Here is an 18,602-nt window from a genome sequence, read left to right as displayed (position 1 = left end):
ATGAGGAACACATGGTCGATTCACAGCAGGATCGCGAGCCTAACCGATGGGGCGTAAGCGGTCTTGTGAATTCCGTGTGGCTCAGGAGGTGGTGCCGGCGACGGTGCCGCCCTGCTTCTCCAGGAGCGTCTTGAAGTCCTCCGTGTCGCCCGCCGGGGGCTTCTCGGCGGAGACCTTCACGCCGTAGTCGCTGTAGTAGGCGGTCTGGGTCAGCTCTCCGGTGGCCATCTGGCCCTTCTCCACCTTCTTGACCAGGAGGTCCTGGTCGTCGACCCAGATGTCGACGGTCTCGGTGGTGACCCCGGCCTGTTCGAGCTGCTTCTTCAGGTCGGCGAGCTGGCTCTCGCTGAGGCTGGAGTTCTTGCCGGCCAGGTCGGCGACGTCGACGGTGCCCGAGTAGTGCGTGGTGTCCTTGCCGCGGACCTTCTCCTCGCCGACCTTCTTCACGTCCCCGGAGGCCAGCAGGAGCTTCACCGACTGGTTGGGGGTGGTGTTCTGCATCTGGTCCTTGAGGTACGCGCCGGAGCCGCCCGCGAGGTCCGCGAGGTCGTCGTAGTCGTACCTGATCCAGTGCTTGCCGCCGGCCTGCTCGGCGAACGCGTCGCCCATCTTCGCGTAGTAGGCGTCGGGGAGGTACCGGGCCTCCATCTTCGTGGTGCCGAGCTGGCGCATGGTGTCGGCCATGGTGCCGCCGGTGTACTCGATGGTGAGGGTGCCGGAGATGCCGTCGGCCCAGCCGAGGGCGCCGTCGGCGGTCATGGACATCATCGAGCCCATGACGGTCGTGGACTCGACCTGGGCGGAGTCGGCGGCGTCGGTGGACTTCTCGGCGGAGCGCAGCGCGGCTATCGGACTGACCTTGGTGACGCCCTTGCCGCCCCCCGAGGCCTGGTCGTCCTTGTCGGAGCCCCCCGAGTCCCCCGCCGACGAACAGGCCGCCAGGCCCGTCAGCGCGGTCGTCGCGGCGATCGCGAGAGCCATCCGGCGCACACTCGTGCTCTTCATTCGTCCCACCCCTATGCGATTCCTGTCCCGCACGTTAGCGCGGGGCACTGACACACGTACCCGGAAATGGGACGGGCCCCGCACCTCGGAAGGTTGCGGGGCCCGTGACCTGACTTCGGTGAGCCTCAGGCTCAGACCGCCGCCGGGTCCTCCTCGACGAGGAGGTTGCGGGTGCGGTTCGGGTCGAGCGGAATGCCGGGGCCGATCGTGGTGCTGATCGCGGCCTTCTTGATGTAGCGACCCTTGGCGGCGGACGGCTTCAGACGGAGGATCTCCTCCAGCGCGGCGCCGTAGTTCTCCACCAGCTTGGTGTCGTCGAAGGACGTCTTGCCGATGATGAAGTGCAGGTTCGAGTGCTTGTCGACGCGGAACTCGATCTTGCCGCCCTTGATGTCGTTGACAGCCTTGGCGACGTCCGGGGTCACGGTGCCGGTCTTGGGGTTCGGCATGAGACCACGGGGGCCGAGGACGCGGCCGAGACGGCCGACCTTGCCCATGAGGTCCGGGGTGGCGACGACGGCGTCGAAGTCCAGGCGGCCCTTCGAAACCTCGTCGATGAGCTCGTCGGCGCCGACGATGTCGGCGCCCGCGGCACGCGCGGCCTCGGCACGGTCGCCGGTCGCGAAGACCAGGACCCGGGCGGTCTTACCGGTGCCGTGCGGAAGGTTCACGGTGCCACGGACCATCTGGTCGGCCTTGCGCGGGTCGACACCCAGACGGAAGGCGACCTCGACGGTGCCGTCGAACTTGGTCGTGGAGGTCTCCTTGGCGAGACGGACGGCCTCGAGCGGGGCGTAGAGCTTGTCCCGGTCGACCTTGGCGTCCGCAGCGCGGAGAGACTTGCTGCGCTTGCTCACTGCTTCTCCTGGTGAGTCTTAGGAGTCGTGGTCCGGGCCGAGCAGGCCCTGCCACTTCTGCTTGATGTACGGGTGTTGGGGCTCAGCCCTCGACGACGACGCCCATGGAACGCGCGGTACCGGCGATGATCTTCGCGGCGGCGTCCAGGTCGTTGGCGTTGAGGTCGGGGAGCTTGGTCGTGGCGATCTCGCGGACCTGCGCCTCGGTGATCTTGGCGACCTTGGTCTTGTGCGGCTCGCCGGAGCCCTTCTCGATACCCGCGGCCTTGAGGATCATCTTCGCGGCCGGCGGCGTCTTGGTGATGAAGGTGAAGGAGCGGTCCTCGTAGACCGTGATCTCCACCGGGATCACCCAGCCACGCTGCGACTCGGTCGCGGCGTTGTAGGCCTTGCAGAACTCCATGATGTTGACGCCGTGCTGACCCAGCGCGGGGCCGACCGGCGGAGCCGGGTTGGCCGCACCGGCCTGGATCTGGAGCTTGATGAGCCCCGTGACCTTCTTCTTCTTGGGAGGCATGCTCTCTCCGGGTCCTTACTGAGAGTTGGTTACCACCTGCGTCATTCGGATGAATCATCAGGCAGATGGCATACCGCACCACGATAGCCGCTCATCCCTCAGGACATGAAATCGGCAGCTCAGGACCGGGGTGACGACCACGGCGAGAAGGGCGGCCGACCTCGCAGTACGGCGACCAGCGTGCCCAGCGCGAAGATCAGCAGGATCACGACGGGCAGCGTGAGCGCGGCGGTGATGGCGCCGACGTATCCGTACCCGCCGTCCTCGGCGGCCCGGGTCGGGTCGGAGGGCAGATACCGGACGACGATCGGCCTGCCGTCCCGCGCGACCTTGTTCTCCCGGGTCTCGGTGAGGGCCGGGAGATCCGCCTCCACCCGCTTGCCGTCGACCACGAGCTCGACCCAGCAGCGGTGCCGCCAGCAGTTGGCGCCGTCGGCGTGGAAGGTCCCTACGGCGCGGACCCCGCCCTGCACCTCGGCCACCCGCTGCCACTGGGTGACGCCCACGAAGACCGGGGCGGCGGCGAAGACGGCTGCCAGCACGAAGAAGAGGAGGGGCACGCGAAAACGCCGAAGGCGCCCCTGGCCGGAATCCGCCGGCGGGGCGCCCTCACTGCGTATGTCGGCCGACAAAGGGCCTGACTCAGTTCTTCTGGATCTGGTCGAAGGACAGCTCGACCGGGGTCTCGCGGCCGAAGATCTCGACGAGGCCCTTGACCTTCTTCGAGTCGGCGTTGATCTCGTTGATCGTGGCCTGGAGGGTGGCGAAGGGGCCGTCGGTGACGGTGACCGAGTCGCCGACCTCGAAGTCCAGCACCTGGACCTCGACCTTGCGCTGCGGAGCGGGCTTGCCCTCGGCCTCGGCGGCCTCGCGGGCGGCCTTCTCCTCGGCCTCCGGGGCGAGCATCTTCACGATCTCGTCCAGGGTCAGCGGGTACGGGTCGTAGGCGTTGCCCACGAAGCCGGTGACGCCGGGCGTGTTGCGGACGACACCCCAGGACTCGTTCGTCAGGTCCATGCGCACCAGCACGTAGCCGGGGAGCTTGTTCTGACGGATCGTCTTGCGGTCGCCGTTCTTGATCTGGACGACCTCTTCCTGCGGCACCTCGGCCTGGAAGATGTAGTCCTCGACGTTCAGCGAGACGGCGCGCTGCTCGAGGTTGGTCTTCACGCGGTTCTCGTAACCGGCGTAGGTGTGGATGACGTACCACTCGCCGGGGAGGGTGCGCAGTTCCTCGCGCAGGGCGACGACGGGGTCGACCGGCTCGGCCGGCTCCTCCTCGACAGCCTCTTCGTCTTCCTCGATGGCCTCTTCGGCAGCCTCGACGTCGCCGCCGGACTCGTCCTCGGCGTCCTCGTCGGATTCGTCCTCGACGTGGAGGGCGGCTTCCTCGGCGGGCTCGCCCGCCTCTTCATCGGCAGCCTCGACCTCGTCCAGGTCCTCGTCCGCGCCCTCGACGATGTCGAGCTCGTCTTCCACGGACTCGTCCGGCTCGATGGCGTCGTTCAGGTTCTGGTCAGACACGGTGGCTGCTTCTTCCTGGATACATAGGGGTGGAACATGCGAAAGGGGCGCCGGTAACCACGGCGCCCTTCGCAACTTTGCTCAGCCGAAGACGTACTTGGCAGCGTGGTTGAGTCCATAGTCAATCACGGTGACCAGGCCGATCATGACGATCACGAAGACGATCACCACGGTCGTGTAGGTCGTCAGCTGGCTGCGCGTAGGCCAGACGACCTTGCGAAGTTCTGCGACGATCTGTCGGTAGAAGATGGCGAGGCGCTTCAGCGGGCCCTTCTTGGCACGCTTGCCGCCCTTGCGGGCCTTCTTCTTCGACTCCTGTGCCTCGTCCTGGGCATCAGGCGTGTCGATGGAGCCCACGGCGTCCGCCATTCGTCCTCACCTGTTCCCGGGTCGTGGCCGTGCCGCGCCCGGTCTGAGCCGCACGGCGGTGCATTGCTGTACGTACATGCGCACACATCCTGGCGAAGGTGTGTGTAGCAGGGCCGGAGGGACTTGAACCCCCAACCGCCGGTTTTGGAGACCGGTGCTCTACCAATTGAGCTACGACCCTTTGTGGTTCCCCCCAAACGTACCGCATCCGTCCGAGTGCTCGGTGTGCACCGGATGAGCGCGGCCGTTGTGAGGCCAACGAGGTGAGAGTGTACGTGCTCCGGAGCCCAGCGTCGAACAGAAAGGGCCTGTGGGGACCGCGGCGGCCGAAGATCGTCCCGCTGACGGCCGCCCGGCCGCCGAAGATCACCCAGGCCACCGCGCCAATACCCCGGTGAATCCGGACGGTTGTTCAGTGGTTGTTCAGTCTGTGAAACCCGCGTGCCGGGGGCGTTTCCGGTCTGAAACGATGGGCTCATGAGCGCTGCAACCTCTCCCACCGAGCGCCGGGTCTCCGCCCGAGTCGGCGCGATCTCCGAGTCCGCCACCCTCGCCGTGGATGCCAAGGCCAAGGCCCTGAAGGCCGCCGGGCGCCCGGTGATCGGCTTCGGCGCCGGTGAACCGGACTTCCCGACCCCGGACTACATCGTCCAGGCCGCCATCGAGGCCTGCTCCAACCCGAAGTACCACCGGTACACGCCGGCCGGCGGTCTCCCCGAGCTGAAGGCCGCGATCGCCGCGAAGACCCTCCGCGACTCCGGCTACGAGGTCGACGCGAGCCAGGTCCTCGTCACCAACGGCGGCAAGCAGGCCATCTACGAGGCCTTCGCCGCGATCCTCGACCCGGGCGACGAGGTCATCGTCCCGGCCCCGTACTGGACGACGTACCCGGAGTCGATCCGTCTCGCCGGCGGTGTCCCGGTGGAGGTCGTGGCCGACGAGACGACCGGCTACCGCGTCTCCGTCGAGCAGCTGGAGGCGGCGCGCACGGAGAACACGAAGGTCCTTCTCTTCGTCTCCCCGTCCAACCCCACCGGCGCCGTCTACACCCGCGCGCAGATCGAGGAGATCGGCCGTTGGGCCGCCGAGAAGGGCCTGTGGGTCCTGACCGACGAGATCTACGAGCACCTGGTCTACGGCGACGCCGAGTTCCACTCCCTCCCGGTGGTCGTGCCCGAGCTCGCCGACAAGACCATCGTCGTCAACGGTGTGGCGAAGACGTACGCCATGACGGGCTGGCGTGTGGGCTGGGTCATCGGTCCGAAGGACGTGGTCAAGGCCGCGACGAACCTCCAGTCGCACGCCACCTCGAACGTCTCCAACGTCGCCCAGGTGGCCGCGCTGGCCGCCGTCTCCGGCGACCTGTCGGCCGTCGAGGAGATGAAGGAGGCCTTCGACCGCCGCCGCAAGACGATCGTGCGGATGCTCAACGAGATCGACGGCGTGCTCTGCCCGGAGCCCGAGGGCGCGTTCTACGCCTACCCGTCGGTGAAGGCCCTGATCGGCAAGGAGATCCGCGGCAAGCGCCCGCAGGACACGGTCGAGCTGGCCGCGCTCATCCTGGAGGAGGCCGAGGTCGCGGTCGTCCCGGGTGAGGCCTTCGGTACGCCGGGCTATCTGCGACTGTCGTACGCGCTGGGCGACGAGGACCTCGTCGAGGGTGTCAGCCGCATCCAGAAGCTGCTGGCGGAGGCACGGGACTGACGTTCCGGTCCGTCGGAAGGGGCTCGCCTTGTCGAAGGCGGGCCCCTTCTTCGTATGACTCTCCGCGCGACCCTTTGTGCGAGCAAGACCACGTTCGGGGAAAGCGCTACCGGGACGGCGGGCGCGTACGGCAGGATCGGCGAATGGAGCGTGTACGTGATGTCTCTGAGCTGCCGAAAGCCCATCTGCACCTGCACTTCACCGGGTCCATGCGGCCCGGGACGGTTCTGGAACTGGCCGACAAGTACGGGGTACGACTGCCCGACGCGCTGACGGAGGCGCTGACCAGCGGGGAGCCGCCGCGGCTGCGGGCCACGGACGAGCGGGGCTGGTTCCGGTTCCAGCGGCTCTACGACGCGGCGCGTTCGTGCCTCAGGCAGCCCGAGGACATCCAGCGGCTGGTGCGGGAGGCGGCGGAGGAGGACGTCCGGGACGGCTCGGGGTGGCTGGAGATCCAGGTCGACCCGACCTCGTACGCCCCACGTCTCGGCGGGCTCATCCCGGCGCTGGAGATCATCCTCGACGCGGTGGAGACGACCTCGCGGGAGACCGGGCTCGGGATGCGGGTGCTGGTGGCCGCGAACCGGATGAAGCACCCGCTGGACGCGCGGACGCTGGCGCGCCTGGCGGTGCGGTACGCGGACCGGGGCGTCGTCGGCTTCGGGCTCTCGAACGACGAACGGCGTGGCATGGCGCGGGACTTCGACCGGGCCTTCGCCATCGCGCGCGACGCCGGGCTGCTGTCGGCCCCGCACGGCGGGGAGCTGGCGGGACCGTCCTCGGTGCGGGACTGTCTGGACGACCTGGACGCGCACCGGATCGGGCACGGGGTGCGGGCCGCGGAGGACCCGCGGCTGCTCAAGCGGCTGGCCGACCGGGGTGTGACCTGCGAGGTCTGTCCGGCCTCGAATGTGGCGCTCGGCGTCTACGAGAAGCCGGAGGACGTGCCGCTGCGGACGCTGTTCGAGGCGGGGGTGCCGATGGCGCTCGGCGCCGACGACCCGCTGCTGTTCGGCTCACGGCTCGCGGCGCAGTACGAGATCGCCCGGAAGCATCACGGTTTCACGGACCGGGAGCTGGCGGAGCTGGCCCGGCAGTCGGTACGGGGCTCGGCGGCGCCGGAGGACGTGAAGGCGAAGCTGCTGGCGGGCGTCGACGACTGGCTCAGCCGACCGGTGTCCTGAGCTCACGGGGCCTTTTGGGGGCGCCCGGCCTCTTGAAGTGGGCGTAGGGCGGATACGGCTTGAAACAGATGTCCACCTCCAGGGGGTGCCCACCGGTTCCGGGCGGCTCGGCGAGCGTGAAGGCCGTCATGAACGCCATGTGCCCGTTGGCGGCGTGCTTCTCAAGCGGTCCCCAACCGGCCGCGTACGCGAACGCGGTGGCCATCTCGACGAAGAGGTCCCTGGTGCCGAAGAGGAAGAGCGTCCGCGCGTGGGTGGCGTGCCGCAGCTCGTCCCGGGCGTCCGCGTGGGACCGGCGGGCGCGCCATGACTCCATGTCCCGCGCGGTGCGGGCCTCATCGGTGCGTACCGTCAGCGGGGTGCCGCGGGTGAGGCGGCGGCGCAGCTCGGGCCACTGGCTCGCGCGCAGGCCGGCGCTGTCATGGGCCAGGACGAGGTCGACGCGCTCGCCCCATCCCTCGTCGGGCGGGACGCCGTCGCGCAGCGGGACGTGGACGATCGTGTGGCGCGAGTAGGCGGCGAAGGAGAACAGGCCGGCCAGTTGGTTCAGCCCGTCGTGGTCGCCGAGCAGCAGGCCGATCGGCTCGGGGGCGCTCAGTGAGGTGTGGCGCAGGGGCCGGCGGGGCTGGACGATCCGGTACTCGTGGGGGCCGGTCCTGGGTCTGAACTGGCGCAGCCTCAGCCGCATGCATGTTCCTTCATGGCCTCAGGGTCTTCCTTCATGGCCTCAGGGTTGCGGGCTGCCGGGTTCCTCCGCAACGGAGATTCCGCCGAGGAGGGTTCTGGCGAGGCGGGTCGCGAACTCGTCGACGGGCGGCCTGGCGCCGGTCTCGGTGGCGTCGTAGGCGAAGGCCCGCTGGGCGCAGGCGCCGAGGAGCAGGGAGGCGGCGGCGAAGGTGTCGGCGTCGGGGCGGACCCGGCCCGCCGTCTGTTCTGCGCGCAGGTAGGCGTCCAGGTTCTCGATCGGCCTGTGGGGACCCGCGCCGATCGTCCGCAGGACGTCGTCGTGCCGCCGCTTGAGCTGCGTCTCGGCGTACAGGGAGGCGGCGATCGGGAAGCTCTGCTCATAGAACAGGGAGGCCTGGCGGGCGATCTCGGTGAGGTTGCCCTCCAGGGTGCCTCTGCCGGGCTCGGCGGCGAGGCTGTTGAGCAGCGGGGTGAGCTGGGGCAGTCGCTCGGAGAGCACCTGGACGAACAGGTCCTCCTTGCTGTCGAAGTACTTGTAGAGGGCCGCCTCGGAGCAGCCGGCCGCCCTGGCGATCTCCTTGGTGGTGGCGCGGGCCAGCCCGACGGTGAGCATCAGCTCGTGGGCGGCGTCGAGGATGCGGAGGCGGGCCGACCTGTTCTCCATGGGGTGTCCGAGCCTTCTTTCCGTGCGGCCTTGACGGGTGGGTGAGTACTTACCCACTCTAGAGGGAGCCCAGAGGTGAGTGAATACTCACCCACCTCTTCTCACGAGCGCATGGGGGTCCCATGAAACTCACCGTTTTCGGCGCCACCGGAGGCATAGGCAAGGAGATCGTCAGGCAGGCCCTGGGCTCGGGTCACGAGGTCACGGCCGTCGTCCGCGACCCGGCACGGCTGACTGTCACCGGCGAAGGCCTGGAGGTGTTCCGCGCGGACCTGACGGACCCCGAGGCGGTACGGTCCGCCGTCGCCGGCCGGGACGCGGTGCTGTCCGGCCTCGGCGCGCGCAGCACCAAGGACGCGGGCATCGCCACCCGCCTCACCCGCACGGTCCTCGCGGCCATGGAGGCGGAGGGCGTACGACGGCTGCTGGTGGTCAGCGCGGCGCCGGTCGGACCCGCACCCGAGCACGACGGTCTCCTGGACCGAGGGATGCGGGGCCTGGTCTCGGCGCTCCTCAAGAACGTCTACACCGACCTGCGCGAGATGGAGGCGGAGCTGGCGCGCAGCGGTACGGACTGGACGTCGGTGCGGCCGCCGCGGCTCCAGGACAAGCCGGTGAGCGGCGTCTACCGGACGGTGGTCGGGGGGTTCCCGGCGAAGGGGCGGTTCGCCGGGCGGGCGGACGTGGCCCACGCGATGCTGTCGATGATCGACGATGCGGGGACGGTGAAGCAGGGGGTGGGCGTGGCGTACTGAGCCCTACAGGCTCACACCGACCGTCACCGGTTCGTTGACCAGAGTGACGCCGAAGGTGCTGTGCACACCGGCGACGACCTCGCGGGCGAGGGCGAGGAGGTCCTCCGTGGTCGCCTCGCCGCGGTTGGTGAGGGCGAGGGTGTGCTTGGTGGAGATGCGGGCGGGGCCGGTGCCGTAGCCCTTGGTGAAGCCGGCCTTGTCGATCAGCCAGGCCGCGGAGGTCTTGGTGTGACCGGGGCCGGCGGGGTACGCGGGCGGTTCCGCGTCCGGGCCGAGGTGCTGCTTCACGCGCGCGTGGAAGGCGGTGAAGTCGGCGTCCGTGAGGATCGGGTTGGTGAAGAAGGAGCCCGCCGACCAGGTGTCGTGGTCGTCGGGGTCGAGGACCATGCCCTTGCCCGCGCGCAGCTTCAGTACGGTCGCGCGGGCGTCGGCGAGGGGGACGCGGTCGCCGGGTTCGACGCCGAGGGCGCGGGCGGTCTCGGCGTACTTGAGAGGGGCGGAGAGGCCGCCGGCGTCCTCGAGCTCGAAGTGGACGCGGAGGACGACGTACCGGTCGGGGTCGGCCTTGAAGCGGCTGTGACGGTACGAGAAGGCGCAGTCGGCGTTGGTGAGGGTGACGGTGTCGCGGGTGACGCGGTCGTAGGCGATCACGTGGGTGATCGTGGCGGAGACCTCCTGGCCGTAGGCGCCCACGTTCTGGATGGGGGTCGCCCCGGCGGAGCCGGGGATGCCGGCGAGGCACTCGATACCGGCGAGTCCGGCGTCCACGGTGCGGGCGACGGCGTCGGTCCAGACCTCACCGGCGGCGAGCTCCAGGTGGGTGCCGTCGAGTTCGATGCCCTTGGTGGCGATGAGCAGCGCGGTCCCGTCGAACCCCTTGTCGCCGATGACGAGGTTCGATCCACCGCCGATGAGCAGGAGGGGCGTCCCGGTGTCGTCGGCCTCGCGAACGGCTTCGATCACCTCGGCGTCGGTGGTGGCGGTGACCAGCCGGGTGGCGGGACCGCCGAGACGGAAGGTGGTGAGCGGGGCGAGGGGGGCGTCGTGTCGTTCCTGCACGGGTCAAGGGTACGTGGGCGCTGCCGTTGGGCTGTGCGGGGCGGGGCGGGGCGGGGCGGTGGGGGTTCGCGTTCGCGCGGGCGGGGCGTTGTGGGGCGGGGCCGCGTCGGGGGGTGTCCGTCCTCGGAACGGCGCGGAATCGGTCACTTATGAAGGGCGCCCGTGTTGACGCGCCAACCGCTGCGGGCGGACATCCCCCGACACCTCCCCTTCCCGCCGTACCCGGGTGCCCCGCATCACTCAGCCCGTCCGGCGTTTGAGGACGAGGCCCCTTCAGGGCCGACGGGGGTCCAGGGCGCGGAGCCCCCTGGTGGGGTCGAAGGGGCAGCGCCCCTGGGGATGGGAATGGGTAAGGGCGGCGGGGGCGAAACCCATTGGCCCGCACCGCCCCGGGCGCCTGGCACGCGAACGGCCCCGCCCCCCCGTGAGAGGAGCGGAGCCGCATGCGCCCTGCTCAGGCCGCGACCGTCTCGCGTACCGACGCCATGTCCTCCACCGTCACGTCCCGTCCGCCACGCCCCCGCGGAATCAGCAGCGCCGCCACACCCGCCAGCGCCACAACCCCCGCCCCGGTCACCAGCGCGGGCCGCAGTCCCTCGACGAACGTCTGGCCGGTCTCGTATCCACCCTGCGCCGAGAAGATCGACCCCATGATCGCGATCCCCAGCGCGCCACCGACCTCACGCAGCGCGTTGTTCGCCCCGGAAGCGATTCCCTGCTCCGAAGGCCGCACGCTGGACATGACCAGGTTGGAGGCGGGGGCGAAGAACAGCCCCATGCCGATTCCGCTGATGATCAGACCGGGCAGCTGGACGCTGTACGACGCGTCGACGGTGATGACCGACGCCAGGTACCCGAGCCCCGCCGCCTGGAAGAAGAGGCCGGTGGCGACGACGGGGCGGCCGCCGATCCGGTCGGAGAGGATGCCGGCGATCGGCGCGACGAGCATCGGCATGCCCGTCCACGGCAGCATCCGCAGCCCCGCCTCGGTCGGCGAGTACCCGAGCACCCCCTGCATGTACTGACTGAGCAGGAAGATCGACCCGAACATGCCCAGGAACATCAGCAGACTGGCCGCGTTGATGCCGGAGAAGGCCCGCGAGCGGAACAGCCGCATCGGCAGCATGGGGTTCTTGGCGCGGGTGCTGTAGATCACGAAGCCGGCGAGGAGGGCGGCCCCCGCGAACAGGGCAGTGAGGACCAGTCCGTCCGTCCAGCCGTCCGCCGGGCCGCGGACCAGGCCGTAGACGATCCCGAAGAGCCCGCCGCTGGCGAGCAGCGTGCCGGGGATGTCGAGCGGGGCGCCGGTGCCGTACGACTCGGCGAGGCGGAGTCGGGCCAGCGGCAGCAGGGCGACGCCCAGCGGAACGTTCAGCCAGAAGATCCACTGCCAGGAGATGTGCTCGGTCAGGCTCCCGCCGATCAGCGGTCCGGAGGCCACGGCGAGTCCGTTGACCGCGCCCCAGATGCCGTACGCCATTCCGCGCTTGGCGGCGGGCACGGCCGCGGTGAGGAGGGTGAGGGTGAGCGGCATCATGATGGCCGCGCCGACGCCCTGGACCGCGCGGGCCGCGATGAGGCTGTCGATGCCGGGCGCGAGGGCCGCTCCCGCGGAGGCGGCGGTGAAGATCGTCAGGCCAGTGAGGAAGAGCCGTCGGCGGCCGAAGCGGTCGCCGAGCGCCGCGCCGAACATGAGGAGGACGGCGAAGGTGAGGGTGTAGGCGCTCACCGTCCATTCCAGGTCGTGCAGCCCACCGCCGAGGTCCTCACGGATGGAGGGCAGGGCGGTGGTGACGACGAGGTTGTCGAGGGCCGCCATGAACCCGGCGACGCTGGTGATGACGAGGGCCCAGACCACTCCCCCGGGTGACGTCTTCTGTGCGACTTGCTGTGACATTGCTCCCCCAGAGCTCCCGGATAGTTATCGATTACTAACTTTCACGCCCATAAAAAGGCGCCGATGACGCCTCGTGACTCACTTGTGCAGCCGACCCGTGGCCCGCGCCGACGGGTACAGCCCCTCCCACACCCGGTGCTCGGGCGGGAACCCCATCGCGACCAGGCAGTTGATGAGCATCCCGTACGCCAGGAAGTTCGTCGTCTCCCCCGCGTCGGCGCCCAGCGGCAGATGGACCGTGTCCCACAGCCGCATCCAGCCCTCTCGCACGGCCGCCCCGAACTCGTGGTCGCCCTCCTCCTCGGCGGCGCCCACGGCGACGTACATCTGCATCTGCATCAGCAGTTGCTCCGGATGCTCCGCGATGACCTTGGTGTACGCGTTCGCCATGGCATGCAGGGCTTCTTCGCCCTGGAGCCCTTCGGCGGCCTCGTCGAAGGTGCGGATGGTTTGTTCCACACACCGCTCCGCCGCCGCCAGGAAGATCGCCTTCTTGCCGGGGAAGAGCCGGAAGAGATACGGCTGCGAGACCCCGACCCGCTTGGCGATCGCCTCGGTCGAAGTGCCGTGGTATCCGCCGCGGGCGAACTCGATCGTCGCCGCGCGGATCACGCTCTCGCGCCTCTCCTCTGCGCTCATCCTGACCATGCCCAGTAAGTTAGTACTCAATCACTAACTACGTCAAGGGGTGGCGTGCCGGAGAACAGGTAAGGGGCGCCCCGCCATGGAGGGCACCCCTTACTCAGCTTCAGCATGCTGTCCGTCAGGCCAGCCGCACGACCGCCCGGGACATCCCCAGCACCTTCTGCCCGGCGCTGGTCGCGGTCAGGTCCACGCGGACCGTGTTGTCGTCGAGCTTGGCCGCGACCTTGCCGCTGACCTCGATCACGGCGCCCTGGTCGTCGTTCGGGACGACGACGGGCTTGGTGAAGCGGACGCCGTACTCGGCGACGGCCCCCGGGTCGCCGACCCAGTCCGTCACCACGCGGATCGCCTCGGCCATGGTGAACATGCCGTGCGCGATGACGTCCGGCAGTCCGACCTCCTTGGCGAACTTCTCGTTCCAGTGGATCGGGTTGAAGTCCCCGGAGGCGCCCGCGTACTGGACGAGGGTGGCACGGGTCACGGGAAAGGTCTGGGCGGGCAGCTCCGTGCCGACCTCGACGTCGTCGTATGCGATCTTCGCCGTCATCGTCTTCCTCACGCCTCCTCGGCCGCGCGCGCGACGAGCTTGGTCCAGGCGGTCACCACGTGCTCGCCGGCCTCGTCGTGGACCTCGCCGCGGATGTCCAGGATGTCGTTGCCCGCCAGGGACTTGATCGCCTCGATCGTGGAGGTGACCGTCAGCCGGTCGCCCGCGCGGACCGGGCGGGTGTAGGCGAACTTCTGGTCGCCGTGCACCACACGGCTGTAGTCCAGGCCCAGTTGCGGGTCGGCGATGACCTGGCCCGCGGCCCGGAAGGTGATCGAGAACACGAAGGTCGGCGGGGCGATCACATCGGGGTGACCGAGCCCCTTGGCCGCGTCCGGGTCGGTGTACGCCGGGTTGGCGTCCCCCACGGCCTCCGCGAACTCACGGATCTTCTCCCGGCCCACCTCATAGGGGTCGGTGGGCGGGTAGGTCCGCCCCACGAAGGACTGGTCGAGCGCCATGGACTCGGCACCTCCTGATCGCTGGGTACTGGGTTCTGGACACGGGCCGTATCGGCGCACGGAGTACTGGGGTACTGGAGTACTGAGGTACTGGAGTACTGAGGTACCTGAGTACTGGCCGGTATCGGCCCATCAACGACGCGAGGCCGCCCCCCTGACTGCTGGGGGCGGCCTCGCGTACGAGCCTGATTTATCGCGTCTCGCGGTGCGCGGTGTGCGCGTTGCAACGCGGGCAGTGCTTCTTCATCTCCAGTCGGTCCGGGTTGTTACGCCGGTTCTTCTTGGTGATGTAGTTCCGCTCCTTGCACTCCACGCAGGCCAGCGTGATCTTCGGGCGGACGTCGGTGGCAGCCACGTGAGTGCTCCTTGACGAACGGATAGGACATATTTAACGCAAAGAAGAGTAGCCGATCGAAGGACCGACCCCACAATCGGCTACTGTCAGTAGCGGTGACCGGACTTGAACCGGTGACACAGCGATTATGAGCCGCTTGCTCTACCGACTGAGCTACACCGCTGAGATGCGATCCGTCCCCGCCTCGCGACGGGAACCTCACACACCAGAGCCCCAATACGGAATCGAACCGTAGACCTTCTCCTTACCATGGAGACGCTCTGCCGACTGAGCTATTGGGGCGAGCGATGAAGACATTACACGGTCCGCAGCGGTTCACCCAAATCCGTTTCGAGGCCCCGCGCGCGCCCGCTCCGGCACCCCTCCCACCAGCCTCCGAGGCCTCTCCCGTACGGCGGACCACACCGGTACGACTATTGCGCTCCTCCGCGCCGTGAGCGGATCGCCACCCTAGGCTCGACTCACTCTGCGTGATCTTGCGTCCCCGCCACGAGCCTTGACCTTGAGCCCCTGGAGCGCGATGCCCGACAGCCAGCCGCAGCCGCCCCCCTCGTCGTCCTCGCCCGGCGCCTCCGACACCACCTCACTGCTGCTGTGCGGGGCACGGCTGACCGACGGCAGGACCGTGGACGTACGGCTCGGCGGCGGGCGCATCGAGGCGGTGGGCACGGCGGGCAGCCTGGCGGCGGGCGGCACGCGCGCGTGCGGGACACGCGTGGACCTGAGCGGCTATCTGCTCCTCCCGGCCCCCGTCGAGCCGCACGCCCACGGCGACACCGCGCTCTCCGCGGACACCGGCGGGCCGGTCTCGTACGACCCCCAGGACGTCCAGCGCCGCGCGACCGAGGCCGCGCTGCTCCAACTCGGCCACGGGGCCACCGCGTTGCGGGCCCATGTGCGGGTGGGCGACGTCCAGGGGCTGGGCGCGCTGGCCGCCGTGCTCCAGGCCCGGCGTTCGCTGCGCGGGCTCACCGAGCTGACCGCGGTGGCGATGCCGCGGCTGCTGACCGGCGTGGCCGGGGCGGACGGGCTCGCGATGCTGCGGGACGCGGTGAAGATGGGCGCCTCGGTGGTCGGCGGCTGCCCCGACCTCGACCCGGACCCCACCGGCTATGTCCAGGCGGTCCTGGACGTGGCCTCCGAGCACGGCTGCCCGGTCGACCTCCACACCGACGCCGGCGACCCCGCCCGCCTGTCCCGCCTCGCCGCCATGGCCGGCGGCCTGCGTCCCGGCGTCACCCTGAGCCCCTGCGGCAGCCTCGGCCGCCACCCCTCCGAGATCACCTCCCGCACCGCCGACCAGCTCGCCGCGGCCGGCGTGGCGGTCGTATGCCTGCCCCAGGGCGGCTGCGGAGGCGTGGAACGGCGCGGCACGGCTCCCGTACGGCTGCTGCGCGCCGCCGGTGTGCGGGTGGCGGCCGGGAGCGGCGCGCTGCGGGACGTGTCCAACCCGGTGGGCCGCGGGGACCCGTTGGAGGCCGCGTACCTCCTGGCCTCGCGACACGGCCTGCGTCCCGAGGACGCGTACGACGCCGTCAGCGTGTCCGCGCGCGCCGTGCTGGGGCTGCCCGAGGTGCGCGTGGAGGCAGGTTTCCCGGCCGAGCTGCTCGCGGTGCGCGGGGAACGGCTGGCGGGGGCCCTGTCGCTCGCCTACAGCCGCATCGTGGTGCATCGGGGGCGGGTGGTGGCGCGGACGAGCGCGGTACGGGAGTTCTGCGACTCGGCGGCTGCTGTCGAGTTGGGGTTGCCTCGGCAGGGGCGGGTTGAGCCTTCTTAGGGGGTGCGGGGGTGCGGGGGTGCGAGTGCGGGGTGCTGGGGTGCTGGGCACGCTGAGGCGCTGGGGGCGGGTGGCCTCGGACGGGCGTGAGCGTGAGGGGCGACGGTGGCGGTGGCAGTGGCAGTGGCAGTGGCGGCGGGTGCCGAGCCGGCCGGCCGGGTCGAGGGGCGACGGGTGCCGTCGTGACGGCCGGGTCGGAGGTCAACTCCCCCGGCCGGCGCGGTCGTACGCCTGATGCGGGCGCGTGCCGGACACGGCCGTACGGCGAATGTCGGCGTACGGGCGTACGGTCGAAGGCATGCGCATCGTCATCGCTGGTGGTCATGGTCAGATCGCGTTGCGGCTGGAGCGCCTGCTCGCCGCGCGCGGGCACGAGGTCGCGGGCATCATCCGCAAGGCGGAACAGGGTGACGCCCTGCGGGAAGCCGGTGCCGAACCGGTCCTGCTGGATCTGGAGTCGGCCTCCGCCGAGGAGGTCGCGGCCCATCTGCAGGGCGCGGACGCGGCGGTCTTCGCGGCGGGCGCGGGTCCGGGCAGCGGCGTGGCCCGCAAGGACACGGTGGACAAGGGCGCCGCGGTGCTGTTCGCGGACGCGGCGGTCCGGGCTCGCGTACGGCGTCACGTGGTCGTGTCGTCGATGGGCGCCGATCCCGAGCACAAGGGCGACGACGTCTTCGACGTCTATCTGCGGGCCAAGGGCGAGGCCGACCGGTACGTCCGCGGCCTCGACGCCCTGGACTGGACGATCCTGCGCCCCGGCCAGCTGACGAACGACGCCGGCACCGGTCTCGTGCGCCTGGAGGCCCACACGGGCCGTGGCCCGATCCCGCGCGACGACGTGGCCGCCGTCCTGGCCGAGCTGCTGGAGACGCCGGCGACGGCCGGCCTGACCCTGGAACTGATCGGCGGGTCGGTGCCGGTGTCCGTGGCGGTGAAGTCGGTGGCCGGGAACTGAGGGCGGGGAGGCGGCGCCTGCGGGGGCCGAGGGGGATGTGCGGAGCCGGGGAGCCGTGCGGGAGCTGGGGAGCTGCCCGGGGCCGGGCCCGTGGCTAGAACAGCTGCATCTGCCCGGGGAACTCGGGAACGGCGTAGCCGTCCAACGCGGGCTGCGCGGCTCCCAGTTGAGCGTGCCGGCGGGAGCCCGCGCAGGAAGTGAGTTCGCCGCTCTCCCGGGCCCCGGGCGGGTCGTGCCGCGCGTAGCGCCCGGCGACCACGGCGATCTCACGCTGACATTCGGGGCAGTTTCTGCGACGGCTGGACATGGGGTCAGTGTGCCCCGGACGAGCGTTCGCCCCACATCGTGAGGCACATCACCACTCGCCTTCCTCACAAGGCCCAGGCATACGAAGAGACCCCCTCCACTCTGCGTTTCCGCAGTTGGAGGGGGTCTTCCCCAGTGTGGCGGCGCCAGGATTCGAACCTGGGAAGGCTGAGCCGGCAGATTTACAGTCTGCTCCCTTTGGCCGCTCGGGCACACCGCCGGGGTTTGCTGCCCTTCGAACCGCTTTTCGGCGGTGCTCCGTGGCAACGACGTAAACAATACCCGATGGAGAGGGGTGCTTCGCCACCCGATTGATCAGCGCTCGGGGGACGCCGGGTGGCTAGGCTTGTCCGGATGCGGCCCGGGAACTGTGCCCGGCTCGGCGGCAGCCCCACGCACGCCGAAACGCACCCGGTACGCACCCCGATACGCACCCCGATACAAGGAGCCACAGGACATGGCCGACTCCAGTTTCGACATCGTCTCGAAGGTCGAGCGGCAGGAGGTCGACAACGCCCTCAACCAGACCGGCAAGGAGATCTCCCAGCGCTACGACTTCAAGGGCGTCGGCGCCTCCATCTCGTGGTCCGGCGACAAGATCCTGATGGAGGCGAACTCCGAGGACCGGGTGAAGGCCGTTCTCGACGTCTTCCAGTCCAAGCTGATCAAGCGCGGCATCTCGCTGAAGGCCCTGGACGCCGGCGAGCCGCAGCTCTCCGGCAAGGAGTACAAGATCTTCGCGTCGATCGAGGAGGGCATCTCCCAGGAGAACGCGAAGAAGGTGGCGAAGATCATCCGCGACGAGGGCCCGAAGGGCGTGAAGGCCCAGGTCCAGGGCGACGAGCTGCGCGTCAGCTCCAAGAGCCGTGACGACCTTCAGGCCGTCATCAGCCTGCTCAAGGGCAAGGACTTCGACTTCGCCCTGCAGTTCGTGAACTACCGGTAGTCCACGGCCGGTTCACGGTCTGCGCCGTGTCGTACGAGGAAGGGTGGACACCTGGCCGGTGCCCACCCTTCTCGCCTGCTGGCTGCGGTCCGGGGGTGGATCAGTCGCGCGAGTTGCCGAACAGGATGCGGTAGCCGATCAGGAGCACGAGAGATCCTCCGATCGCCGCGGCCCAGGTCGTGCCGTCGTAGAAGTCCTTCGTGATCGGGTGGTCCAGCCAGCGGGCCGAGATCCAGCCGCCGATGAACGCGCCCGCGATGCCGATGACGGTCGTGCCGATGAAGCCGCCCGGGTCGCGGCCCGGCAGCAGGAACTTGGCGATGGCTCCGGCCAGAAGCCCCAGGATGATCCAACCGATGATGCTCATGCCCTGAACCTGCCCTTCCGC

22 protein-coding genes and 4 tRNA genes are annotated in these 18,602 nt (G+C 69.8%); 6 read left to right on the top strand and 20 right to left on the bottom strand.

The features are described 5' to 3' along the window. Window positions 1-81: 81 nt before the first annotated feature. The 7 genes from EJC51_RS28975 to EJC51_RS28945 form a co-directional block, all read right to left on the bottom strand. The gene (locus tag EJC51_RS28975) at window positions 82-1,005 is read right to left on the bottom strand and encodes an SCO4651 family lipoprotein (RefSeq protein WP_126273775.1); all 924 of its coding nucleotides are present in this window, start codon (window positions 1,003-1,005) and stop codon (window positions 82-84) included. A 131-nt stretch (window positions 1,006-1,136) separates the two neighbouring features. Then, on the bottom strand, window positions 1,137-1,862 hold the full coding sequence (rplA, locus tag EJC51_RS28970) for a 50S ribosomal protein L1 (RefSeq protein ID WP_126273774.1): 726 nt from the start codon (window positions 1,860-1,862) through the stop codon (window positions 1,137-1,139). An 82-nt stretch (window positions 1,863-1,944) separates the two neighbouring features. Continuing rightward, complete coding sequence (gene rplK, locus EJC51_RS28965) at window positions 1,945-2,379, bottom strand: 50S ribosomal protein L11 (RefSeq protein WP_079312374.1); 435 nt, start codon at window positions 2,377-2,379, stop codon at window positions 1,945-1,947. A gap of 119 nt (window positions 2,380-2,498) precedes the next feature. Further along, window positions 2,499-2,939 carry a DUF3592 domain-containing protein gene (locus EJC51_RS28960; RefSeq protein WP_126273773.1) on the bottom strand — a complete coding sequence of 147 codons (441 nt, stop codon included), beginning with the start codon at window positions 2,937-2,939 and terminating at the stop codon, window positions 2,499-2,501. Between the two features lie 82 nt (window positions 2,940-3,021). Then, window positions 3,022-3,903 carry a transcription termination/antitermination protein NusG gene (gene nusG / locus EJC51_RS28955; RefSeq protein ID WP_126273772.1) on the bottom strand — a complete coding sequence of 294 codons (882 nt, stop codon included), beginning with the start codon at window positions 3,901-3,903 and terminating at the stop codon, window positions 3,022-3,024. A gap of 81 nt (window positions 3,904-3,984) precedes the next feature. Then, on the bottom strand, window positions 3,985-4,272 hold the full coding sequence (gene secE, locus EJC51_RS28950) for a preprotein translocase subunit SecE (protein WP_059192926.1): 288 nt from the start codon (window positions 4,270-4,272) through the stop codon (window positions 3,985-3,987). Between the two features lie 108 nt (window positions 4,273-4,380). Beyond that, window positions 4,381-4,453 (bottom strand) — tRNA-Trp (locus EJC51_RS28945). Between the two features lie 296 nt (window positions 4,454-4,749). Between EJC51_RS28945 and EJC51_RS28940 the strand changes: the two genes are divergently transcribed. Together EJC51_RS28940 and EJC51_RS28935 are read left to right on the top strand one after the other, a co-directional pair. Then, the gene (locus tag EJC51_RS28940) at window positions 4,750-5,976 is read left to right on the top strand and encodes a pyridoxal phosphate-dependent aminotransferase (RefSeq protein WP_126273771.1); all 1,227 of its coding nucleotides are present in this window, start codon (window positions 4,750-4,752) and stop codon (window positions 5,974-5,976) included. Window positions 5,977-6,119: 143 nt separating this feature from the next. Further along, a complete protein-coding gene (locus EJC51_RS28935; protein ID WP_126273770.1) occupies window positions 6,120-7,160 on the top strand; it encodes an adenosine deaminase in 1,041 nt (346 codons plus the stop codon). Here the strand turns inward: EJC51_RS28935 and EJC51_RS28930 are convergent. Beyond that, the gene (locus EJC51_RS28930) at window positions 7,141-7,848 is read right to left on the bottom strand and encodes a hypothetical protein (protein WP_126273769.1); all 708 of its coding nucleotides are present in this window, start codon (window positions 7,846-7,848) and stop codon (window positions 7,141-7,143) included. The two genes, EJC51_RS28935 and EJC51_RS28930, sit on opposite strands and share 20 nt — an antisense overlap. A gap of 39 nt (window positions 7,849-7,887) precedes the next feature. Next, window positions 7,888-8,511, bottom strand: coding sequence for a TetR/AcrR family transcriptional regulator (locus EJC51_RS28925; RefSeq protein WP_126273768.1), 624 nt, complete (start codon window positions 8,509-8,511; stop codon window positions 7,888-7,890). A 122-nt stretch (window positions 8,512-8,633) separates the two neighbouring features. Between EJC51_RS28925 and EJC51_RS28920 the strand changes: the two genes are divergently transcribed. After that, window positions 8,634-9,266 (top strand): NAD(P)-dependent oxidoreductase, encoded by a 633-nt coding sequence (locus EJC51_RS28920; RefSeq protein WP_126273767.1) that lies wholly within the window; start codon window positions 8,634-8,636, stop codon window positions 9,264-9,266. A gap of 3 nt (window positions 9,267-9,269) precedes the next feature. On the opposite strand, the gene EJC51_RS28915 is transcribed toward EJC51_RS28920, so the two are convergent. From EJC51_RS28915 to EJC51_RS28880, 8 genes are all read right to left on the bottom strand, one after another. Continuing rightward, on the bottom strand, window positions 9,270-10,325 hold the full coding sequence (locus EJC51_RS28915; protein ID WP_126273766.1) for a UDP-N-acetylmuramate dehydrogenase: 1,056 nt from the start codon (window positions 10,323-10,325) through the stop codon (window positions 9,270-9,272). A gap of 454 nt (window positions 10,326-10,779) precedes the next feature. Next, window positions 10,780-12,222: an MFS transporter gene (locus EJC51_RS28910; RefSeq protein WP_166682914.1), complete on the bottom strand. Its 1,443-nt coding sequence runs from the start codon at window positions 12,220-12,222 to the stop codon at window positions 10,780-10,782. A gap of 78 nt (window positions 12,223-12,300) precedes the next feature. Continuing rightward, complete coding sequence (locus tag EJC51_RS28905) at window positions 12,301-12,870, bottom strand: TetR/AcrR family transcriptional regulator (protein WP_207924783.1); 570 nt, start codon at window positions 12,868-12,870, stop codon at window positions 12,301-12,303. A 115-nt stretch (window positions 12,871-12,985) separates the two neighbouring features. Further along, complete coding sequence (locus EJC51_RS28900) at window positions 12,986-13,414, bottom strand: MaoC family dehydratase (protein ID WP_097267757.1); 429 nt, start codon at window positions 13,412-13,414, stop codon at window positions 12,986-12,988. 8 nt (window positions 13,415-13,422) lie between these two features. Then, window positions 13,423-13,875 (bottom strand): MaoC family dehydratase N-terminal domain-containing protein, encoded by a 453-nt coding sequence (locus tag EJC51_RS28895; RefSeq protein ID WP_126273764.1) that lies wholly within the window; start codon window positions 13,873-13,875, stop codon window positions 13,423-13,425. A 190-nt stretch (window positions 13,876-14,065) separates the two neighbouring features. Then, complete coding sequence (gene rpmG / locus EJC51_RS28890; RefSeq protein ID WP_003948671.1) at window positions 14,066-14,230, bottom strand: 50S ribosomal protein L33; 165 nt, start codon at window positions 14,228-14,230, stop codon at window positions 14,066-14,068. 90 nt (window positions 14,231-14,320) lie between these two features. Continuing rightward, window positions 14,321-14,393, bottom strand: a tRNA-Met gene (locus EJC51_RS28885). A gap of 46 nt (window positions 14,394-14,439) precedes the next feature. After that, a tRNA-Thr gene (locus EJC51_RS28880) sits at window positions 14,440-14,512 on the bottom strand. A 238-nt stretch (window positions 14,513-14,750) separates the two neighbouring features. On the opposite strand from EJC51_RS28880, the gene EJC51_RS28875 reads away from it, so the two are divergent. Next, window positions 14,751-16,007 carry an amidohydrolase family protein gene (locus EJC51_RS28875; RefSeq protein WP_126273763.1) on the top strand — a complete coding sequence of 419 codons (1,257 nt, stop codon included), beginning with the start codon at window positions 14,751-14,753 and terminating at the stop codon, window positions 16,005-16,007. 298 nt (window positions 16,008-16,305) lie between these two features. Beyond that, window positions 16,306-16,962, top strand: coding sequence for an NAD(P)H-binding protein (locus tag EJC51_RS28870; protein WP_126273762.1), 657 nt, complete (start codon window positions 16,306-16,308; stop codon window positions 16,960-16,962). Window positions 16,963-17,056: 94 nt separating this feature from the next. On the opposite strand, the gene EJC51_RS28865 is transcribed toward EJC51_RS28870, so the two are convergent. Together EJC51_RS28865 and EJC51_RS28860 are read right to left on the bottom strand one after the other, a co-directional pair. Continuing rightward, window positions 17,057-17,269: a hypothetical protein gene (locus EJC51_RS28865; protein ID WP_126273761.1), complete on the bottom strand. Its 213-nt coding sequence runs from the start codon at window positions 17,267-17,269 to the stop codon at window positions 17,057-17,059. A 137-nt stretch (window positions 17,270-17,406) separates the two neighbouring features. Next, window positions 17,407-17,488, bottom strand: a tRNA-Tyr gene (locus tag EJC51_RS28860). Window positions 17,489-17,725: 237 nt separating this feature from the next. On the opposite strand from EJC51_RS28860, the gene EJC51_RS28855 reads away from it, so the two are divergent. Continuing rightward, window positions 17,726-18,214 (top strand): YajQ family cyclic di-GMP-binding protein, encoded by a 489-nt coding sequence (locus tag EJC51_RS28855; protein ID WP_079312080.1) that lies wholly within the window; start codon window positions 17,726-17,728, stop codon window positions 18,212-18,214. A 100-nt stretch (window positions 18,215-18,314) separates the two neighbouring features. On the opposite strand, the gene EJC51_RS28850 is transcribed toward EJC51_RS28855, so the two are convergent. Further along, window positions 18,315-18,581, bottom strand: a complete 267-nt coding sequence (locus EJC51_RS28850) for a GlsB/YeaQ/YmgE family stress response membrane protein (protein WP_126273760.1) — start codon at window positions 18,579-18,581, stop codon at window positions 18,315-18,317. Window positions 18,582-18,602 lie beyond the last annotated feature (21 nt).

This window comes from Streptomyces aquilus, assembly GCF_003955715.1.
In the GTDB taxonomy this organism is placed as follows: Bacteria; Actinomycetota; Actinomycetes; order Streptomycetales; family Streptomycetaceae; genus Streptomyces; species Streptomyces aquilus.
The sequence above is the reverse complement of the archived record's forward strand: the minus strand, read 5'-3'. Positions and strand labels throughout refer to the sequence as shown.